Below are 17,974 nucleotides of genomic sequence, written 5' to 3'. Positions count from 1 at the left end.
TCGTCCGGAATTCCGCGCTTTCCACCTCTCCACAGGGTGTGGAGTATGTGGAGAAACCTGTGGAAGGTGTGGATAACACTGTGCAGAGATGAGGAAAGCGGGGCGGATGCCGCAGCATCCGCCCCGCTTCGAGGTCGTTCAGGCCGGCGTCAGCGCCAGCGGGTGGTCATGAGGAAGCCGATGAAGGCGATGCCGAAGCCGACGAGGATGTTCCAGGAGCCGAGCGCGGCCACCGGGAGGGCACCCTGGCTCACGTAGAAGAGGATGATCCAGACCAGCCCGAGCAGCATGAAGCCGAACATGACGGGCTTGAACCAGACGGGATTCGGCGCGTCCTCGCCGCTCGGCTGCTCCGCGCGCGCGGGCTTCGAAGAATTCGTGCGTGCCATGCCGGAGATTCTACTGCACCGACTTCGGCCTTCGATCCGGGCTCCCGAGCCCGTGCACGGGGCGCTGCGCGGTCGCAGAACGCGGGCAGCCCAATAGACTCGCGCCCATGCCGACAGATCCCGCGACGCCAGCGCCGCGTCCTCATCGGGTCGGCGTGGTCGGGGTCCTCGGCGAACTCCTGCTCACCGCCGGCGCGCTCGTGCTGCTCTTCCTCGGTTGGCAACTGTGGTGGAACGACGCGATCACCGGAGCGCAGCAGTCGGCCGCGGCATCCGACCTCTCGGTCAGCTGGATCGAAGGGGCGCACGCCCGTGGCGACGGAACGCCCGACGACGCGGCTTCTCCCGACCCGGGCGACGGGGGCACGATCGAGCCGCCGGTCGACTCGACCATGCACGCCTACGGCGATCCGTTCGCGGTCATGTACGTGCCGCGTTTCGGCGAGGACTCGCAGCGCACGATCGCCGAGGGCACCGGCCTGGACGTGCTGAACGACCCAGCGACGGGGGTCGGACACTACGCGGGCACGCAGATGCCGGGCGACGTCGGCAACTTCGCCATCGCCGCGCATCGGAGCGCCTACGGCGGCGGCATGCACGAGATCGACCTCCTGCGACTCGGCGACGGCATCTTCATCCAGACGCGCGACGGCTGGTACACCTACCGGTTCCGGAACCTCGAGTACGTCACCCCCGACGCGGTGGAGGTGCTCGCTCCCGTGCCCCACCGCCCCGAACTCGCGGCGACGGACCGGATCATCACGTTGACCACCTGCAACCCGCTGTACTCGACCGCCGAGCGCATCATCGCGTACGGCGTGCTCGAGTCCTGGCGCCCGGCGTCCGACGGGCCGCCCGACGAGATCGCGGCCGACGTCGCGGAATGGGGGCGATGAGCGTGTACGCGGCCTTGTGGCGTATCCTGCCGGGACCGGTCTGGTTCCGCGTCATCCTCGTGCTGGCCATCCTCGCCGGCGTGATCTTCGTCCTGTTCACCTGGGTGTTCCCGTGGGTGGACGGGATCGTGAACCCAATCGACGTCACGGTGGAGCAATGACCCGGATCCTCGTCATCGACAACTACGACAGCTTCGTCTACACCCTCAACGGGTACCTGCAGGAGCTCGGCGCCGAGACCGAGGTCGTGCGCAACGACGACATCCCGGTCGACGAGGTCGCCGAGCGCATCGCCGAGTACGACGCCGTGCTCATCTCACCGGGTCCGGGCAAGCCCGCCGACGCGGGCGTCTCGATCCCGGTCGTCGAGGCGGCCCTCGTCTCGGGCCAGCCGATCCTCGGCGTGTGCCTCGGACACCAGGCCATCGCCGAGGCGTTCGGTGCCGTCGTGACGAACGCGGAAGAGCTCATGCACGGCAAGACGTCGAAGGTCGTGCACGACGACAGCGCCTTCTACGACGGGGTTCCGCAGCACTTCACGGCGACGCGCTACCACTCGCTCGCCGTGGTCGACGGCACCGTGCCCGACGACCTCGTCGTCACGAGCCGCACCGAGGGCGGGGTCATCATGGGCCTCCGCCACGCGACGGCGCCGATCCTCGGCGTGCAGTTCCACCCCGAGTCGGTGCTGACGGAGGGCGGCTACCGGATGCTCGGCAACTGGCTCGCGCTGGCCGGTCTCCCCGAGGCGCGCGAGCGCGCTCGCTCGCTCGACCCGCTCGTTCGGGCGAGCTGAGCACCGGCGCGGTCGGCGTCCGCAACGGCTCGGGGCACGCGCAGGCCGGGAGGCCGAGAGAACGGGTCAGCCCGCGCAGTAGACGAGCTCGACCTCGGACTTCTGGGGGACGTCGCCCGGCGCCGGCGTCTGCCGGATGACCGGGGAACCCGGCTGCGATGCGCAACTCGCGTCCGGAACGGGCTTCGGCGAGAGTTGCAGCGACGATGTGCCGAGATACGACGACGCCGCCTGCAGCGACTGGCCGGTCAGATCGGGCAGGGTCACGTTGCCCGACGAGATCGTGAAGTTCACGGTGCTGCCCTGGTCCACCGACGAGCCGCCCTCCGGATCGGTCGAGATGACGACCCCCGCGGCGATGGTGGGCGAGTTCTGCCGCGTCTCGGATCCGGGCGTGAGTCCGGCGTCGGTGAGCGCCGTCTTCGCCTGTTCGAGCTGCATGTTGACGACATCGGGGACCGACACCGCCTCGCGACCCGTCGAGACGAACACGCTGATGGGCGTGCCGGTGTCGACGATCTCACCGGCCGCCGGCTCGGTCTCGATGACCTCTCCGGCGGGCACGGTGTCGCTCACCCGATCCATCCGAGTGGGCGGGAGCGTGAGCGACTGCAGCTGGTTGGCCGCGTCCTCCCACGTCGAGCCCGCCAGCTGCGGCACCTCGCGCGCGTTCGAGGGTAAGGTGTCGGCCGGCTGCAGGTTGAACGCCCAGTACATGACGGCGACGACGATGACGACGACGGCGATGATGCCCGACCAGATCCAGATCGCCGGTGGGCGACGCTGCGTGCGGGTCATCGTGTCGTCCTCCGTGAGCTGGCGGAGCGCCAGCTCGGAGGTGGAGAGCGAACCCGTCGGCGTTCCGAAGAACAACGACGTCTCGTCCGTCTTCTTCGGTACGGGCACCCGGCCGGATGCCGCGGCCTCGACGTCGGCGCGGAACTCCGCCGCGGTCTGGTACCGCGTGGTCCGGTCCTTCGCGAGTGCGTGCAGGACGACCGCGTCGAGCGCGGGCGAGACCTTCGGGTTGATCACGCTCGGCCTGACCGGTCGTTCGCTGACGTGCTGGTAGGCCACCGCGACCGGGGTGTCGCCGCGGAAGGGCGGACGACCCGTGAGGAGCTCGAAGAGGACGACGCCCGTGCTGTACAGGTCGGTTCGCGCGTCGACGGTCTCGCCCTTGGCCTGCTCGGGCGAGAAGTACGACGCGGTGCCGAGGATCGCGGTGGTCTGGGCGACGGTCGTCGCGGAGTCGGACACGGCGCGGGCGATTCCGAAGTCCATGACCTTCACCTGGCCACCGGTGGTGATCATGATGTTGCCCGGCTTGATGTCGCGGTGCACCACACCGGCCCGGTGCGAGTACTCGAGCGCGGTCAGCACACCGTCGATCACCCGCGCAGCCGCCGGCGGGTCGAGCGGACCGTCGTGGATGATGTCCTTGAGGAGTCGCCCCTCGACGTACTCCATGACGATGAACGGCAGCTGCACCTCGTGGCCCGAGGCGTCGAGCACGGTCTCCTCGCCCGCGTCGAACACGCGGACGATCGTGGGGTGCGCCATCCGGGCGGCAGACTGGGCCTCCTGCCGGAATCGCATCCGGAACGCCGGATCGGTCGCGAGCTGCGGCTTCAGCAGCTTGATCGCGACCTGACGCCCGAGCCTCGTGTCGGTGCCGACGTGGACGTCGGACATCCCACCGCGCCCGATGAGCGCACCCACGCGGTACCGAGCCGCGAGCATGCGATCTTCATCGTTCACCGTGTCTCCGTTTCGTGTAGGGCTCGTTCCGGGGATGCTAGGGCTGGATCGTGACCGGGGCGGCCGGTGAGAACGGCGAGTCGAGCTGACCGCAGAAGTACCGGTACGTCACCTCGAAGTCCTGCGTTCCCGCCTGCACGTTGACGCTCGTCGTTCCGGCGCCGACGGGACTCGGCGCGGTCGCGTCGTTCGTCACGGCCACCTCGTAGCCGCTCAACTGCTGACCGGACGGGCAGCTGGCCGCGGGCCAGCTCACCTGGACGATGCCGCCCGAGGCGACCTCGGTCGGGTTCACCGTCGGTGCGTTCGCGGGAGCGCTCGGCGTCTCGGGGGCGCCGAGGTAGGTCACCGTGATCGTCGAGCCGATCGGGACGGGTCCGCTCGGGTTCACGTCGGAGACGGTGTTGGCCTGGTCGGGAGTCGTGGCGGGCGCGCCCTCCTGCGTGCTCACGACGAAGCCGAGTCCCTCGAGTTCACCCCGCACCTCGTCGACGTTCCGGCCGATGTACGCGGCCCGGTCGACCTGCTCGGTGGTCGGTGCCGCCGTGGTGGTCTCAGGCGGGGGAGCGCTCGACGAGGTCGGCGGCGCGCTCGTCGTCGGCGGCCCGCTCGAGGTGGTCGCCGCGGGCTGGTTCCCGCTGTTCAGCGCGAGCGCGATGATCGTGCCGATCAGGACCAGGGCGAGCAGGATGATGAGCACGATGAGCGGCCACGTCCAGGGACTCCGCTTCCGCTCGACCGGCTGCTCCTCTTCGCCGTCCGGGACCGGTGCGCCCGCGGGCAGCACGGTCGTCGCGGCCGTGGCCGCACCCGCCTGGGGCATGAGCATGGTCGCCGCCGTCGCACCGGCCACGGCGCCGAGCACCGCGGGAACGGCCGCGGCGGCCGCCTGCACGTCACCGCGGCGCAGCGCCGTCGCCGCGCGTGCGAGGTGCGCGGCCGTCTGCGGCCGATCGGCGGGGTTCTTCGCGATGCACGAGTAGACGAGGTTCCGCACCGGCTCGGAGACCGTGACGGGCAGGTCGGGCGGGGTCTCGTTGATCTGGGCCATCGCGATCGCGACCTGCGACTCGCCCGTGAACGGCCGACGGCCCGCGAGGCACTCGTAGGCCACGATGCCGAGCGAGTAGATGTCGGTCGTCGGCGACGCCGGGTGGCCCGACGCCTGCTCGGGGGACAGGTACTGCACGGTGCCCATGACCTGGCCGGTCGCGGTGAGCGGCACCTGGTCGGCGATGCGCGCGATGCCGAAGTCCGTGATCTTGACGCGGCCGTCGGGCGTGATGAGGAGGTTGCCCGGCTTGATGTCGCGGTGCACGAGGCCGGCCGCGTGCGCGGCCTGGAGCGCCGCAGCGGTCTGCGCGACGATGTCGAGGACCTTGTCGGTCGAGAGCACGTGCTCGCGCTCGAGGATCGTCGAGAGCGCCTCGCCGGGGACGAGCTCCATCACGAGGTAGGCGCTGCCCTCCTCCTCGCCGTAGTCGAAGACGTTGGCGATGCCCTCGTGGTTCACGAGCGCGGCGTGACGCGCCTCGGCACGGAACCGCTCGAGGAAGCCCGGGTCGCCGAGGTATTCGTCCTTGAGGATCTTCAGCGCGACCTGACGGCCGATGACCAGGTCGGTGGCCTGCCACACCTCGCCCATGCCGCCGATGGCGATCCGGGACTGCAGCTCGTACCGTCCACCGAAGGTGAGCCCAGCACTCGGTCTCATTTGTTCAGCACCGCCTCTAGTACCTGTTTCGCCAATGGCGCGGCAATCAGATTGCCGAACCCCTCCTGACCAAGCCCTCCGCCGTCTTCCACGAGCACCGTGATCGCATACTGAGGGTCGTCGGCGGGGGCAAAACCTGTGAACCACAAGGTGTAGGGATCGTCCTCGCCGTTCTCCGCTGTACCCGTCTTACCGGCCACGCTGACGCCGTCTATTCTTGCATTACTCGCGGCACCGTTCTCGACGCCGTTGACCATCATCTCGGTCATCGTCCGGGCCGTCGACTCGCTGATCGCACGACCGAACTGCGTCCCCTCGAACTCCTCGATCGGGCGGAAGTCGGGCGCCGTGATCGACTCGACGAGGTCGGGGTTCATGACGATGCCGCCGTTCGCGATCGCGGCAGAGACCATGGCCATCTGCATCGGGGTCGCGCGCACGTCGCCCTGCCCGAACCCGCTGAGCGCGGTCTGCGGCTCGTCCGGATTCTCCGGGTAGGTGCTCGTCTCGGTGGGGTTCGGGATCGTGAAGTTCGAGTTGAAGCCGAACTTCTCGGCCTGCGCTCGGATCGCGTCGTCGCCGAGCTCGAGCGCGAGTTCGGCGAACGGGATGTTGCACGAGAGCCGCAGCGCGGTTGCGAGCGTCACCTCGGAGCCGCCGCCGCACGTGCCGCCGCTGGAGTTGCGGACCACCGAGCTCGTCTGCGGCAGCGTGAACTCGGCGGGGTTCGGGAACGTGCTGTCGGGCGTGTACTGGCCGGACTCGAGCGCGGCCGCGGTCATCACGAGCTTGAACACCGATCCGGGCGGGTTCATGTCGCCGCCGGTCGCCCGGTTGAAGAGCGGGTCGCCGGGGTCCTCGACGAGGTTCCGATAGGTCTCGTCGACCTCCTCGCCGTTGTGCACGGCGAGGGTGTTCGGGTCGTAGGTGGGCTTCGTGACCATCGCGATGATGCGGCCGCTGCTCGGCTGGGTCACGATGATCGCGCCCGTGTAGTCGCCGAGGGCGTCCCACGCCGCCTGCTGGGCGACCGGGTCGATGGTGACCTCGACGGAGGCGCCCATCGGGTCCTGGCCGGAGATCAGCCGGTTCAACGAATCGAAGAACTGCGATTCGGAGGTGCCGCTGAGCTCGGCGTTCAGCGACCCCTCGAGCCCCGTCGCCTCGCCGTTGACCGGGATGAACCCGGTGACGGGCGCGTAGAGCGGCCCGTTCGCGTAGATGCGCTGGAACTTGTAGTCGTCGTCGGACGGCTCGGAGAACGCGATCGGCTCACCGCCGACGAGGATCGGGCCCCGCTCGACCGAGTAGCTCTGGTACAGCGTCCGTGCGTTGCGCGGATCGGCGGCGAGGGTGTCGGCCTGCACGTACTGGATGATCGTCGACGCCACGAAGAGCGTGAGGAACATGAGGAGGGAGACGATCGTCACCCGCTTGAGTTCGCGGTTCATCCGTCGATCACCAGCCTCGGGTGGTTGCGGACCGTGTCGGAGAGCCTCAGCAGCAGGGCCACGATGATCCAGTTCGCGACGAGCGAGGAGCCGCCGGCCGCGAGGAACGGCGTCGTCAGGCCGGTGAGGGGGATGACGCGGGTCACGCCGCCCACGACGATGAAGACCTGGAGGGCGACGACGAAGGAGAGGCCGACGCCGAGCAGCTTGCCGAAGTCGTCCTGTCCGGCGAACCCGATGCGGAAGCCGCGGGCGACGAAGAGGACGTAGAGGGCCAGGATCACGAAGAGCCCGGCGAGCCCGAGCTCCTCGCCGAGGCTCGCGATGATGTAGTCGGACTGCGGCACGGGCGTGAGGTCGGGGCGACCCTGGCCCAGCCCGGTGCCGATGAGGCCGCCGTTGGCGAGCCCGAACAGGCCCTGCACGAGCTGGAACGAGCCGCCCTGCGCGTCGTACACGGCGGGGTCGAACGCGTTCAGCCAGTTCTGGAACCGCCCGTTGACGTAGTCGAGCGTCTGGCTGGCGATGATCGCGCCCGCGAAGAACAGGCTGAGCCCGAGCACGACCCACGAGAGCCGGCTCGTCGCGACGTAGAGCATCACGAGGAAGAGCCCGAAGTAGAGCAGTGCGGTGCCGAGGTCGCGCTGGAAGACGATGACCGCCATCGACAGCGCCCAGACGACCAGGAGCGGTCCGAGATCGCGCCCGCGCGGGAACCGCATGCCGAGGAACGTGCGGCCCACCATCGAGAGCGAGTCGCGATTGCGGACGAGGTAGCCGGCGAAGAACACCGCGAGGGCGATCTTCGCGATCTCGCCGGGCTGGAACGTGACGAGGTCGCCGATGCCGATCCAGACGCGTGCGCCGCCCCTGGTCTGACCGAGGCCCGGCACGAGCGGCAGCAGCAGCAGGACGATCGCGATGAGACCCGAGAGGTAGGTGTAGCGGAACAGCATCCGGTGGTTGCGGATCAGGAGGATCGTCGCGAGCGCGGCGGCGATCGCGATCACGCTCCACACGATCTGGCGGACCGCCGCGCTGTCCCATCCGGCATCGCCGTACGCGATGTCGATGCGGTAGATCATGGCGATGCCGAGCCCGTTCAGGACCGTGGCGATCGGCAGGAGGAACGGATCGGCGTCGCGCGCGACGAAGCGCATCGCGATGTGCAGGCCGAACACCAGCGCCGAGAGCCCGGCGCCGAGCAGCACGAGCTGCGTGTCGATGCGGCCGAGGGCGCCGAGCTGCACGAGCACGATGGCGCCGGCGTTGATCACGCACGCGACGAGGAGCAGGCCGAGCTCGAGGTTCCGCAGCTTCTGCGGCATCCGGATCCGCCGTACGCTCGCCGTCGCCGGCGTGCGCTCGGGTGCGCGAGCCGCGCCTCGATCAGTCAACGGACTCCTCCAATCGGTCCACGATGCGCATGGCCTCCTCGAGCGTTCCCGCCGTGATCGTCTGCTCGACGCGCTGCTGGTCGTAGACCTTCAGGTCGGCGATGTCGACCGTCGTCTCGGAGTGCAGGCGGTGCAGTGAGATCGGGCCCAGGTCCTGCTGGATGCCCTGGTAGACCGCGACGCGGCCGTTGTACTCGCCCACGTAGTAGCGCGTCTGCGTCCACTGGTAGCCGAGCGCGGCCACCGTGACGATCGCCGCGACGAACAGCGCGATCCAGACGCCCCACATGATGCGCCGCCTGCGCCGCCTGCGCTCGTCCTCTTCGATCAGTTCGTCGAAGTACTCCTCGGAGTCGGGCTCGAAGTGCGTCTCCTGGACGGGATGCGGGCGGAAGGGCGTCAGGCGGATGCCGGGCCGGCGTGCCGGCTCCGGGGCGGTGCCGAAGGCCAGCGGCGCGGCGGCCGAGCCGACGATGAGCGGCGGGGTGTCGGGCGCGGGCGGGTCGCCGATGTCGACGACCACCACGGTGACGTTGTCGGGGGCGCCGCCGTCCAGCGACGCCTTCACGAGTCGGTCGGCGACCTGCTTCGCTCCGACGTCCGCCGCGAGCATCTCGTGGATGTCGTCGAACGACACGACGCCGGAGAGTCCGTCGGAGCACAGCATCCACCGGTCGCCCGGGTGGGTGTCGATCACCATCGTGTCGATCTCGGGGGATGCCTCGACATCGCCGAGCACGCGCATGAGCACCGAACGCCGGGGGTGGACCATGGCCTCCTCGGCCGTGATGCGACCGGCATCGACCAGACGTTGGACGAAGGTGTGGTCGGTCGAGACCTGGCTGAGCTCGCCCGAACGGAAGAGGTAGACGCGGGAGTCGCCGATGTGCGCGATGACGACGCGGTCCTGCTGCACGAGCATCGCGCTCGTCGTCGTGCCCATGCCGGTGAGCTCCGAGTGCTCGGCGACGGTCTCCTCGAGGTTGCGGTTCGCCGAGAGCAGGGCGGACTCGAGCGCCGCCGCGGCGTCGGCCGACGAGTCGTAGTCGGCGTCGGCGTCGGCGATGCGGCGCGTCGCGATCGCGCTGGCGACGTCACCGCCCGCGTGGCCGCCCATGCCGTCGGCGACGAGGAACAGCCGACGGCCGGCATAGCCCGAGTCCTGGTTGCTCGCACGGACCCGACCGACGTGCGAGACCGCGGCGCTCGCCTTGACGCTGGCCATGGCCTACCGCCGCAGCTCGAACGTCGTCGCTCCGACCTTGACGGTGGCTCCGAGCGGGATGGGCGTCGGCACGGTGACTCGGGAGCCGTTGAGGAACGTGCCGTTCGTGGAGTCGAGGTCCTGGATCATCCAGCGACCGTTCCAGAGCATGAGGCGGGCGTGGTGGGTCGAGGTGTAGTCGTCGCGGATGATGATCGCCGAGTCGCTCGACCGGCCGATCGTGATCTCGTCCCGCCCGAGCGGGAACTCCGCGCCGGACTTCGCGCCCGACGTGATCACGAGCCGCGAGGCGTTCTCGACGGTGGCGTCGCCGCCGCCGCCCGCGGGTGCCGGCGCCGACTTGGAGACCGCGGCGGTCGGGGCGGTCGCGCTCGCCGCCGGGACGGGGCCGGGCGCGGCACCGGCGGTCGCGGCATCCGGCTGCAGCTTGCGCACGCGCTGGCCGAACAGGTCGCTTCGGAGCGCGTAGACGATGGCGAACACGAACACCCACAGGAGCAGCAGGAAGCCGAGCTGCAGGACGAGCAGCGTGAGTTCACTCATCGCTCGGGCCCCCAGAATCCGCCGCCGTCGCGGCGGTCGGCGGCCGGGTCGACGCGGCGGGCGGCCGCGGTGTCGGTGGGGTCGGCCTGGGCGAGCACCCGGAACACGATACGCGAGCGACCGATCGTGATGACCGAGTCGGGCTCCAGCACCGATTCCTTCACGGGCTGCCCGTCGAGCTGCGTGCCGTTCGTGGAGCCGAGGTCGCGCACGCGGGCGCGCTGGCCGTCCCACTGGACCTCGGCGTGCCGGCGGGACGCGCCGGTGTCGTCGAGTGTCAGGTCGGCCTCGCTGCCGCGACCGATGACCGTGCGTCCCTTGAGGATCGGATGGCGGCGTCCGTCGACGTCGAGCACGGGCGTCCACGCGACGCGGCCCTTCACGTTCTGCGACTCCACCTGCACCATGCCCTCGGAGAGGCTCGGGTCCGCGTGCAGCACGATGGAGATGCCCCCGGCGAACTGGAAGCGCTGGCTGGCGGCGTGCTTCTGCACGAGGTCGGTGAGCTCGTCGATGAGTGCCGGGCCGAGGGACTCCATGCGCTGGTGGTCGGCGGGCGACATCCGCACGATGAAGCGGTTCGGGACGAGCACCCGATCCCGGGAGACGACGGCGGCCTTCGTGTCGATCTCGCGCTTGAGCGCGGCGGTGATCTCCACGGGCTGCAGCCCCGAGCGGAAGGTCTTCGCGAAGGCGCCGTTGACGGCGCGTTCGAGACCCTTCTCGAAGTTGTCCAGTAGGCCCACAGGTCTCCCGTCCGGTGCGTTTTCGACTCACATGCTAACCGCAGCCCGTGCGAACCCGCCGGGCTCCGGGTGGAACGATGCGGTTCCGAGAGGTTCCGCTCAATCGAACACCGCGGCCTGCTCCTCCTCGTCGAGGTCCATCGACAGGGTCGGGATCGACGCCGTGAGCAGCGTGCCGTCGGCGCGCCGGGCACCCCGCACGTTCTGCATGGTCGGCGCTCCGACGCGACGCGCGCCGTGCCCGTCGAGCGGGACGACGACGGGTGCGTCGGCCGTCACGACGACCTCGTTGCCGCGGACCCCGAGTGCCAGCTCGGCGTCCGGCCCGCCGGTCTCGAGCCGGAACCGGATCGCGTCCTCGGTGAGGTCGACCCGGACCCGCGTTCCGCGGATCGTCAGCTTGAAAGACAGTCGCTCCCAGCCGTCGGGAAGCCGCGGATCGAAGGTGAACCGCCCGTTGTGGTCGCGGAATCCGCCGAAACCGGACACCAGGCCGGCCCAGACGCCGCCGGTGGAGGCGACGTGCACGCCGTCGGCGGCGTTGTGGTGCAGGTCGGCGAGGTCGACGAACAGGGCCGACCGGAAGTACCGCAGCGCGAGCTCGTGGTAGCCGACCTCGGACGCGATGATCGACTGCACCACCGCCGAGAGCGTCGAGTCGCCTGTCGTGAGCGGGTCGTAGTACTCGAAGTCGGCGAGCTTCTCCTCCGTCGTGAACCGGTCGCCCTGCAGGTACAGGGCGAGCACGACGTCGGCCTGCTTCAGCACCTGGAAGCGGTAGATGACGAGCGGGTGGTAGTGCAGCAGCAGCGGGAGCCGGTTGTCGGGCGTGTGCTCGAGGTCCCACAGCTCCTTCTCGAGGAACGCGGCGTCCTGCGGGTGCACCCCGAGCTTCTCGTCGAACGGGATGTGCATGTGCGCGGCGGCGCGGCGCCATCCGGCCACCTCGGCGGGCGTCACGCCGAGCCGTTCGATGAGCTTCTTGTGCGCGTGCGGGTCGAGCACCTGCAGGTCGTCGACGGCGGATGCCGCGGCCGCGAGGTTCGCGCGCGCCATCACGTTCGTGTACAGGTTGTCGTTCACGACGGTCGTGTACTCGTCGGGGCCGGTGACGCCGTGGATGTGGAAGACGTCGTCGGCGTTCGTGCGCCAGAAGCCGAGGTCCTCCCACATGCGCGCCGTCTCGACGAGGATGTCGATCGCGCCGCGCGCGAGGAAGTCCTCGTCGCCGGTGGCGGCCACGTACTGCGTGAGCGCATAGGCGATGTCGGCATCGATGTGGTACTGCGCCGTCCCGGCCGCGTAGTACGCGCTCGACTCCTGCCCGTTGATGGTGCGCCACGGGAAGAGGGCGCCGTGCTGGTTCATCTCGAGCGCCCGGGCGCGCGCGGGCTCCAGCATCCGCTGCCGGAAGCGCAGCACGTTCCGCGCCACGATCGGCGCCGTGTAGCTGAGGAACGGCATGACGTAGATCTCGGAGTCCCAGAAGTAGTGCCCGCCGTACCCGGAGCCCGAGACGCCCTTCGCGGCGACGCCGCCCCCGTCGGTGCGCGCCGTCGCCTGGACGAGTTGGAACAGGTTCCACCTGGTGGCCTGCTGCAGCTCGGGCTGGCCGGCGATCTCGACGTCGGAGCGGGCCCAGAAGTCCTCGAGCCACGAGCGCTGCTGGGCGAACAGCTCGGCGACGCCGACCTCGCCGCCGCGGTCGAGGGTGCGCTCGCAGCGGTCGACGAGCTCGCGCGCCGGCACCTTCCTGGCCGTGTGGTAGCTGATGAGCTTGGTGATGCGGATGGGCACGCCCTGCCGGGCGCGGATGCGGTAGATGTGCTTGGCGAGGTCGTCGCCGATCGAGCCGCTCTCGCTGAACTCGTTGTCGGTCGTGATCGAGTGCTGCGCGCCGACCGCGATCGCCATCTTGGAGTTCGTGGTCTGGTACCCGAGCACGTACCGGCCGTCCTCCGACTTCTTCTGCACGCGCGGCTGGAGCACGCGCTCGGTGAAGGTCTCGGCCTTGCGCGGGTCGAAGGCGCCCGGGGCCTCGGTGACGCCGCTCCGGTACTCGTCGCGCCCGTCCTGCCGGTTCAGCATCTGGCTCGAGATCGTGACCGCGGCATCCGCATCGAGCATCTCGACCTCGTAGTCGATGACGCCCAGGTGCCGGTCGGTGAAGCTCGCCATGCGACGGCTCGTGATGAGCACGCGCTTGCCCGACGGCGTGCGCCACTCGATGCGACGGCTCACCACGCCGAACCGGAAGTCGAGTCGGCGCTCGTAGCCCATGATCTCGGCCTCCGTGATGACGAGGGGCTCGTCGTCGACGTAGAGGCGGATGACCTTGGCATCCGGTGCGTTCACGATCGTCTGGCCGACGCGTGCGAACCCGAACGCCTCCTCGGCGTGGCGGATCGGCCAGGTCTCGTGGAACCCGTTGATGAACGTGCCGTGCACGTGTCCGTCGCGGCCCTCCTCGACGTTGCCGCGCAGCCCGAGGTAGCCGTTGCCGACGGCGAACAGCGTCTCGGTGCGCCCCATGTCGTCGGCGCCGAACTCGGTCTCGACGAGCGCCCACTCGTCGATGGGGAAGATCGTGCGGTTCAGCGGATCGGTGTCGGCGAACCTCATGCGCGGTCCTCCTCTTCTGCTGCGGCGGGAGCGCCGGGGGCGGGGGTCTGCGGGTCGGCCGCGTCGTTCAGGATGGCGGAGGTGTCGCCCGCGCGCTCGAGCGCCGGGATCAGCTCGTCGAGCTCGTCGACGATGACGTCGGCCCCGAGCTCGGTGAGCGCCTCGCGGCCCACGCCTCGGTCGACGCCGACCACGAGCGCGAACGGGCCGCTCGCGCCGGCCTTCACGCCCGACTCGGCGTCTTCGATGACGGCGCACTCCTCGGGGGCGAGGCCCAGCAGCTCGGCGGCGCGCTCGAACATGTCGGGCGCCGGCTTGCCGACGATGCCCTCGCGTGCGGCGACGGCCCCGTCGACGACGACTTCGAATCGCTCGGCGAGGCCGGCCGCCTCGAGCACTGCGGGTGCGTTCTTCGAGCTCGACACGACCGCGACATCCCCGCCCGCGCGCTCGATCGCGTCGAGCAGCGCGACGCTCGCGGGGTACGGTTCGACGCCCTCCTCGGCGAGGGTCGCGTTGAACGCCTCGTTCTTGCGGTTGCCGAGACCATGGACGGTCTCCTCCGTCGGCGAGTCGGAGACATCGCCCTCGGGTAGGCGGATGCCGCGGCTCTCGAGCAGCGACCGGACCCCGTCGTAGCGCGGCTTGCCGTCGATGTGGGCGAAGTAGTCGGCGTCGCGATACGGCTCGGCACCCTGCGCCTCGAGGAACGGCGTGAACAGCCGTGCCCACGCGTGCATGTGGACGACCGCGGTCGGCGTCAGCACCCCGTCGAGGTCGAACAACCAGCCGCGGATGCCGCCGAGGTCGACGTCGTGCGGATCGACGGGTGCGTGCGCGTCGCGAGGGTGGGTCACGGGCGATCCTTTCAATCAGGGGTGTCGGTCGGGCGCCGGTGCCGTGGTGCAAGGGTATGCCCGTCGTCGGCGACGGCGCGAGATGCGACGGTGGTTCCGAGCGGATGCCAAGGGTGCTCGTCGTGCGACCGACGCCGCGTTCACGGTCTTCGTGAGGGGCGGGCCGCGCCATCTGCTCGATTCGGGGGCGTCGATCTCCTGTGTTAGTCTCGGTTGGCTGGTTCGCACCCCGTGCGAAGCGGTATGCGCAAGTGGCGGAATAGGCAGACGCGCACGGTTCAGGTCCGTGTGCCCGAAAGGGCGTGGGGGTTCAACTCCCCCCTTGCGCACCATCTCAGAACGGCTCGAATCCCAGTGGGTTCGGGCCGTTCTCTCGTCAGCCCGCGCGCTGCTCGTGGATGGCGGTGTCGAAGCTCGAGCCGTTGAGCTCGACGTACGCGTGGCGCTCCGTGATCGAAAGCGTCATCGCGTTGCGGCGCTCGAGCATGCCCGCGACGTCGTCGACGAATCCCGGGTCGAAGCTGACCAGCGGGATGTCCTCGGCGCGGTGGATCCGCTTGCCCGCCCAGGCTGCGGCGACCTTCGCCGGGTCGCGGTGGGTGTAGACGGCGGCACGGTCGGCGAGCTTGGCGCCGCGGTGCAGGCGTTCGGCGTCCGGGGCGCCGATCTCGATCCACGCAACCATGCGCCCGGTGTCGTCGCGCACGAGCACCGCGGGTTCGTCGGTGGCGGCGATGCCCTCGCTGAAGGCGATGCCCTCCTCGTACTCGAGGCAGTAGGCGAGCAGGCGCGTGACCATGAACGCGTCCGTCTCGGACGGGTGGCGAGCCATGCGGAGCGTCAGGCTCTCGTAGCGGCCGCGGTCGACGTCCGCGAGTTGCACATCGAACGTGTGGATCGTCGCACCGAGGGCCATGGTCAACGAGCCTACGGGGCTGCCCGGCGGCTAGGCTGCGGGGCATGCGCCGGGTCCTCCGCTCGTTCGTCCTTCCGGGGCTTGGCGCGATCGCGGTGCTCGCCGCGGCCGGCCGGGCGGTGCGACTCGTCGGCGGCGACGACCCGCGCGAGGATGGCGCGGTGCGCGCGCTCCAGGGGGCGAGCGGCCATCCGCCCGTCGACGGCGGTGCCGTGGAGGACGACTCGGTCGACCGGGCCGAGCCGCGCGAGCCGCTCGATCGCATCACCGCCCCGCTCTCGTGGTACTCGGGAGTGCCGCAGACGATCGCCAACGGAGCGCTCTGGTGCGGCGTCACCTGGGTGCTCACGCGCGACCGGCGTTCCGCGATCGCCCCCGCCGCCGCGCTCGCGCTCGAGACCGCCTGCTTCGTGGCATCCGCCGCCCTGGTGGGACGACCGCGACCGCAGGGCGTGTGGCGGCCCGAGCCGCCGCACGCGACGTCGTCGTTCCCGTCGGGGCACACCGCGGCATCCGTGGCACTGCACACCACGCTCGCCGACCTGCTCGACCGGTACGACGCGCGCGGCGCGCGGACGCTGGGACCGGTGCTGCGGTACGCGATTCCGGCCGCCATCGCGTTCTCGCGCATCCACCGCGGGCAGCACCACATCTCGGACACGGTTGCGGGCGCGCTGCTCGGCCGCTGGAGCGCCGGAGTCGTGCGGCGGGAGCTCCTCTGAGGTCGTCGGGGACACGAGTGCCCGGACCGTAATGCGAACGATATTCGCGGGACCTACCCTGTTCACATGGCACCCGTTCCGCGGCGCACGGCCGCTCGACCCGCGATCACGTCGACGTCTCGCCGGGGGGTTCGCGGCGGGTTGGCGGTGGCGGTCGTCGCTGCGACGGCGCTCGCCCTGAGCGCGTGCACGTTCGGCCAGGACGACGTCGACTCCGGGCCGATCGACGGCGGCGACTTCGCCGACGACGGCTGCACGAGCGTCGTCGTCGCGACCTCGTCGGAGAAGGTCAACATGCTCGACGCGCTGGCCGCCGCCTTCAAGGAGTCGCCGGAGCATGCGGGCCTCGACGAGTGCGCGACCGTTCGGCCGGTCAACGTGTCGTCGGGCGACGCGACGCGGTTCCTCACCGCGGGCGGAGATTGGCCCGACGAGGACGCGCGTCGCTGGCCGACCCTCTGGTCGCCCGCCTCGACGGTGTGGACCGAGCGGGTCGCGGCCGCGGCATCCGCGTCGCTCGTGGGTGAACCGGTGTCGTTCACCCACACGCCGATCATCTTCGCGATGCCCGAGACGATGGCGAAGGCGCTCGGCTGGCCCGACGCCGAGATCGGCATCTCCGACTTCGAGGCGCTGTGCGCCGACCCCGACGGGTGGAGCAGTGCGGGCAAGCCGATCTGGGGCTCGTTCAAGATCTCCAAGACCAACCCGAACACGTCGACCACTGGCCTGTCGGCGATCCTGATGCAGTCGTACGAGGCATCCGGCAAGACGGCCGACCTCACGGCAGCGGATGTCGCGGGCGCCGAGGAGTTCTCGCGGGTGTTCGAGGAGTGCGTGATCCACTACGGCGACACGACGGGCAAGGTGCTCACGACGCTGTACGACGAGACGCAGAACGGTGCCGGGGGTTCCGGCTACGTCTCGGCCGTGGCGCTCGAGGAGACCTCGATGCTCAACTACAACCAGGGCAATCCCGACTCCCACACGGTGCAGCCGGGCGAGACCCTGACGCCGCCGAAGGAGAAGCTCGTCGCGATCTACCCGTCGGGCGGGTCGATGTGGTCGGACAACCCGATCACCGTGCTCGGCGCCGACTGGGTGACCGACGTGCAGCGCACCGCCGGCGCGGCGTTCGTGGACTTCCTCGCCACCGAGCCGGCGCAGCGGATCCTGCCCGAGTACGGGTTCCGGCCGCTCGACGAGTCCCTGCCGCTCGGCGACCTCTTCACCGAGCAGTACGGCGTCGACCCCGCCGGCCCGGCGATCACGCTGCCCCGACCGGCCGTCGACGTCGTCTCGGCGGCGCTCGACCAGTGGACGCAGATCCGCAAGCCGTCGTCGGTGCTCGAGCTCATCGACGTCTCCGGTTCGATGGACGACCCGATCGGCGACGGCCGCTCGAAGCTCGACGGCGCCATCGAGGGCGCCCAGGCGACGCTCGGCCACTTCCGCGGCACCGACGAGGTCGGCATGTGGGCGTTCACCACCGGCGTCGACTCGTCGGCGGGGGAGAACCTCATCGTGCTGCGGGATGTCTCGGCGCTCGGGTCCGATCGCGAGACGCTGAGTGCGTCGATCGACGATCTGCGGTACGCGAACCGCGAGGGCACGCCGCTCTACGACGCGATCGCCGTCGCGTACGACGAGATGGTCGAACGCGCGGAACCCGGTCGCATCAATGCCATCGTCGTGCTCTCCGACGGGCAGGACACCGATTCGTCGATCTCGATCGACTCGCTCATCGCGAAGATCGGCGGTGCCTCGCGTGAGGGCGGCGATGCGGCGCCCGTGCGGATCTTCCCCATCGCCTACGGCGAGGGCGCCGACACGGGCTCGCTGCAGCGGATCGCCGAGGCCACCGGCGGCCAGTGGTTCGACGCGTCGGATGCCGCGAAGATCGACCTCGTGTTCGCCTCGGTCATCAACAACTTCTAGG

The 17,974-nt window shown here is 70.1% G+C and carries 16 protein-coding genes and 1 tRNA gene; 6 read left to right on the top strand and 11 right to left on the bottom strand.

Translation table 11 applies throughout. The features are described 5' to 3' along the window. Positions 1–149: 149 nt before the first annotated feature. Positions 150–389 carry a cell division protein CrgA gene (locus tag ACIQH8_RS16070; protein WP_129234281.1) on the bottom strand — a complete coding sequence of 80 codons (240 nt, stop codon included), beginning with the start codon at positions 387–389 and terminating at the stop codon, positions 150–152. Between the two features lie 107 nt (positions 390–496). Here ACIQH8_RS16070 and ACIQH8_RS16065 point away from each other — a divergent pair, with 107 nt between their 5' ends. Genes ACIQH8_RS16065 through ACIQH8_RS16055 form a run of 3 tightly spaced genes read left to right on the top strand, consistent with a single transcriptional unit; the run spans position 497 to position 2,081 of the window. Further along, positions 497–1,285 (top strand): class E sortase, encoded by a 789-nt coding sequence (locus ACIQH8_RS16065; RefSeq protein ID WP_401000491.1) that lies wholly within the window; start codon positions 497–499, stop codon positions 1,283–1,285. Next, positions 1,282–1,446: a hypothetical protein gene (locus tag ACIQH8_RS16060; RefSeq protein WP_166548281.1), complete on the top strand. Its 165-nt coding sequence runs from the start codon at positions 1,282–1,284 to the stop codon at positions 1,444–1,446. Before ACIQH8_RS16065 ends, ACIQH8_RS16060 begins: the two co-directional genes overlap by 4 nt. Then, positions 1,443–2,081, top strand: coding sequence for an anthranilate synthase component II (locus ACIQH8_RS16055; RefSeq protein ID WP_401000489.1), 639 nt, complete (start codon positions 1,443–1,445; stop codon positions 2,079–2,081). Before ACIQH8_RS16060 ends, ACIQH8_RS16055 begins: the two co-directional genes overlap by 4 nt. 66 nt (positions 2,082–2,147) lie before the next feature. Here the strand turns inward: ACIQH8_RS16055 and pknB are convergent, their stop codons facing one another. The 9 genes from pknB to ACIQH8_RS16010 form a co-directional block, all read right to left on the bottom strand. After that, positions 2,148–3,842, bottom strand: coding sequence for a Stk1 family PASTA domain-containing Ser/Thr kinase (pknB, locus tag ACIQH8_RS16050; protein WP_401000487.1), 1,695 nt, complete (start codon positions 3,840–3,842; stop codon positions 2,148–2,150). A gap of 37 nt (positions 3,843–3,879) precedes the next feature. Then, the gene (locus ACIQH8_RS16045; RefSeq protein WP_401000485.1) at positions 3,880–5,556 is read right to left on the bottom strand and encodes a serine/threonine-protein kinase; all 1,677 of its coding nucleotides are present in this window, start codon (positions 5,554–5,556) and stop codon (positions 3,880–3,882) included. Beyond that, positions 5,553–7,007, bottom strand: a complete 1,455-nt coding sequence (locus tag ACIQH8_RS16040) for a peptidoglycan D,D-transpeptidase FtsI family protein (RefSeq protein WP_401000483.1) — start codon at positions 7,005–7,007, stop codon at positions 5,553–5,555. The genes ACIQH8_RS16045 and ACIQH8_RS16040 overlap by 4 nt, the downstream gene beginning before the upstream one ends. After that, on the bottom strand, positions 7,004–8,335 hold the full coding sequence (locus ACIQH8_RS16035; protein WP_401000778.1) for an FtsW/RodA/SpoVE family cell cycle protein: 1,332 nt from the start codon (positions 8,333–8,335) through the stop codon (positions 7,004–7,006). The genes ACIQH8_RS16040 and ACIQH8_RS16035 overlap by 4 nt, the downstream gene beginning before the upstream one ends. A 61-nt stretch (positions 8,336–8,396) precedes the next feature. Further along, complete coding sequence (locus tag ACIQH8_RS16030) at positions 8,397–9,629, bottom strand: PP2C family protein-serine/threonine phosphatase (protein ID WP_401000481.1); 1,233 nt, start codon at positions 9,627–9,629, stop codon at positions 8,397–8,399. A gap of 3 nt (positions 9,630–9,632) precedes the next feature. Continuing rightward, on the bottom strand, positions 9,633–10,172 hold the full coding sequence (locus ACIQH8_RS16025) for an FHA domain-containing protein (RefSeq protein ID WP_401000478.1): 540 nt from the start codon (positions 10,170–10,172) through the stop codon (positions 9,633–9,635). Then, positions 10,169–10,918, bottom strand: coding sequence for an FhaA domain-containing protein (locus tag ACIQH8_RS16020; protein WP_401000476.1), 750 nt, complete (start codon positions 10,916–10,918; stop codon positions 10,169–10,171). The genes ACIQH8_RS16025 and ACIQH8_RS16020 overlap by 4 nt, the downstream gene beginning before the upstream one ends. A 99-nt stretch (positions 10,919–11,017) precedes the next feature. Beyond that, complete coding sequence (locus tag ACIQH8_RS16015) at positions 11,018–13,540, bottom strand: glycoside hydrolase family 65 protein (RefSeq protein ID WP_401000474.1); 2,523 nt, start codon at positions 13,538–13,540, stop codon at positions 11,018–11,020. Next, positions 13,537–14,337 (bottom strand): HAD family hydrolase, encoded by an 801-nt coding sequence (locus tag ACIQH8_RS16010; protein ID WP_401000776.1) that lies wholly within the window; start codon positions 14,335–14,337, stop codon positions 13,537–13,539. Before ACIQH8_RS16010 ends, ACIQH8_RS16015 begins: the two co-directional genes overlap by 4 nt. Before the next feature lie 305 nt (positions 14,338–14,642). Here ACIQH8_RS16010 and ACIQH8_RS16005 point away from each other — a divergent pair. Beyond that, a tRNA-Leu gene (locus ACIQH8_RS16005) sits at positions 14,643–14,729 on the top strand. Between the two features lie 44 nt (positions 14,730–14,773). Here the strand turns inward: ACIQH8_RS16005 and ACIQH8_RS16000 are convergent. Further along, on the bottom strand, positions 14,774–15,313 hold the full coding sequence (locus ACIQH8_RS16000; protein WP_401000472.1) for a YaeQ family protein: 540 nt from the start codon (positions 15,311–15,313) through the stop codon (positions 14,774–14,776). A gap of 44 nt (positions 15,314–15,357) precedes the next feature. On the opposite strand from ACIQH8_RS16000, the gene ACIQH8_RS15995 reads away from it, so the two are divergent. Together ACIQH8_RS15995 and ACIQH8_RS15990 are read left to right on the top strand one after the other, a co-directional pair. Continuing rightward, positions 15,358–16,035: a phosphatase PAP2 family protein gene (locus tag ACIQH8_RS15995; protein WP_401000470.1), complete on the top strand. Its 678-nt coding sequence runs from the start codon at positions 15,358–15,360 to the stop codon at positions 16,033–16,035. A gap of 66 nt (positions 16,036–16,101) precedes the next feature. Continuing rightward, on the top strand, positions 16,102–17,973 hold the full coding sequence (locus ACIQH8_RS15990; protein ID WP_401000468.1) for a substrate-binding domain-containing protein: 1,872 nt from the start codon (positions 16,102–16,104) through the stop codon (positions 17,971–17,973). The last annotated feature ends 1 nt before the right edge of the window (position 17,974 follow it).

This window comes from Agromyces sp. GXQ0307 (assembly GCF_044769845.1).
Taxonomy (GTDB): Bacteria; Actinomycetota; Actinomycetes; order Actinomycetales; family Microbacteriaceae; genus Agromyces.
This window is presented reverse-complemented; position numbering and strand designations above follow the sequence as displayed.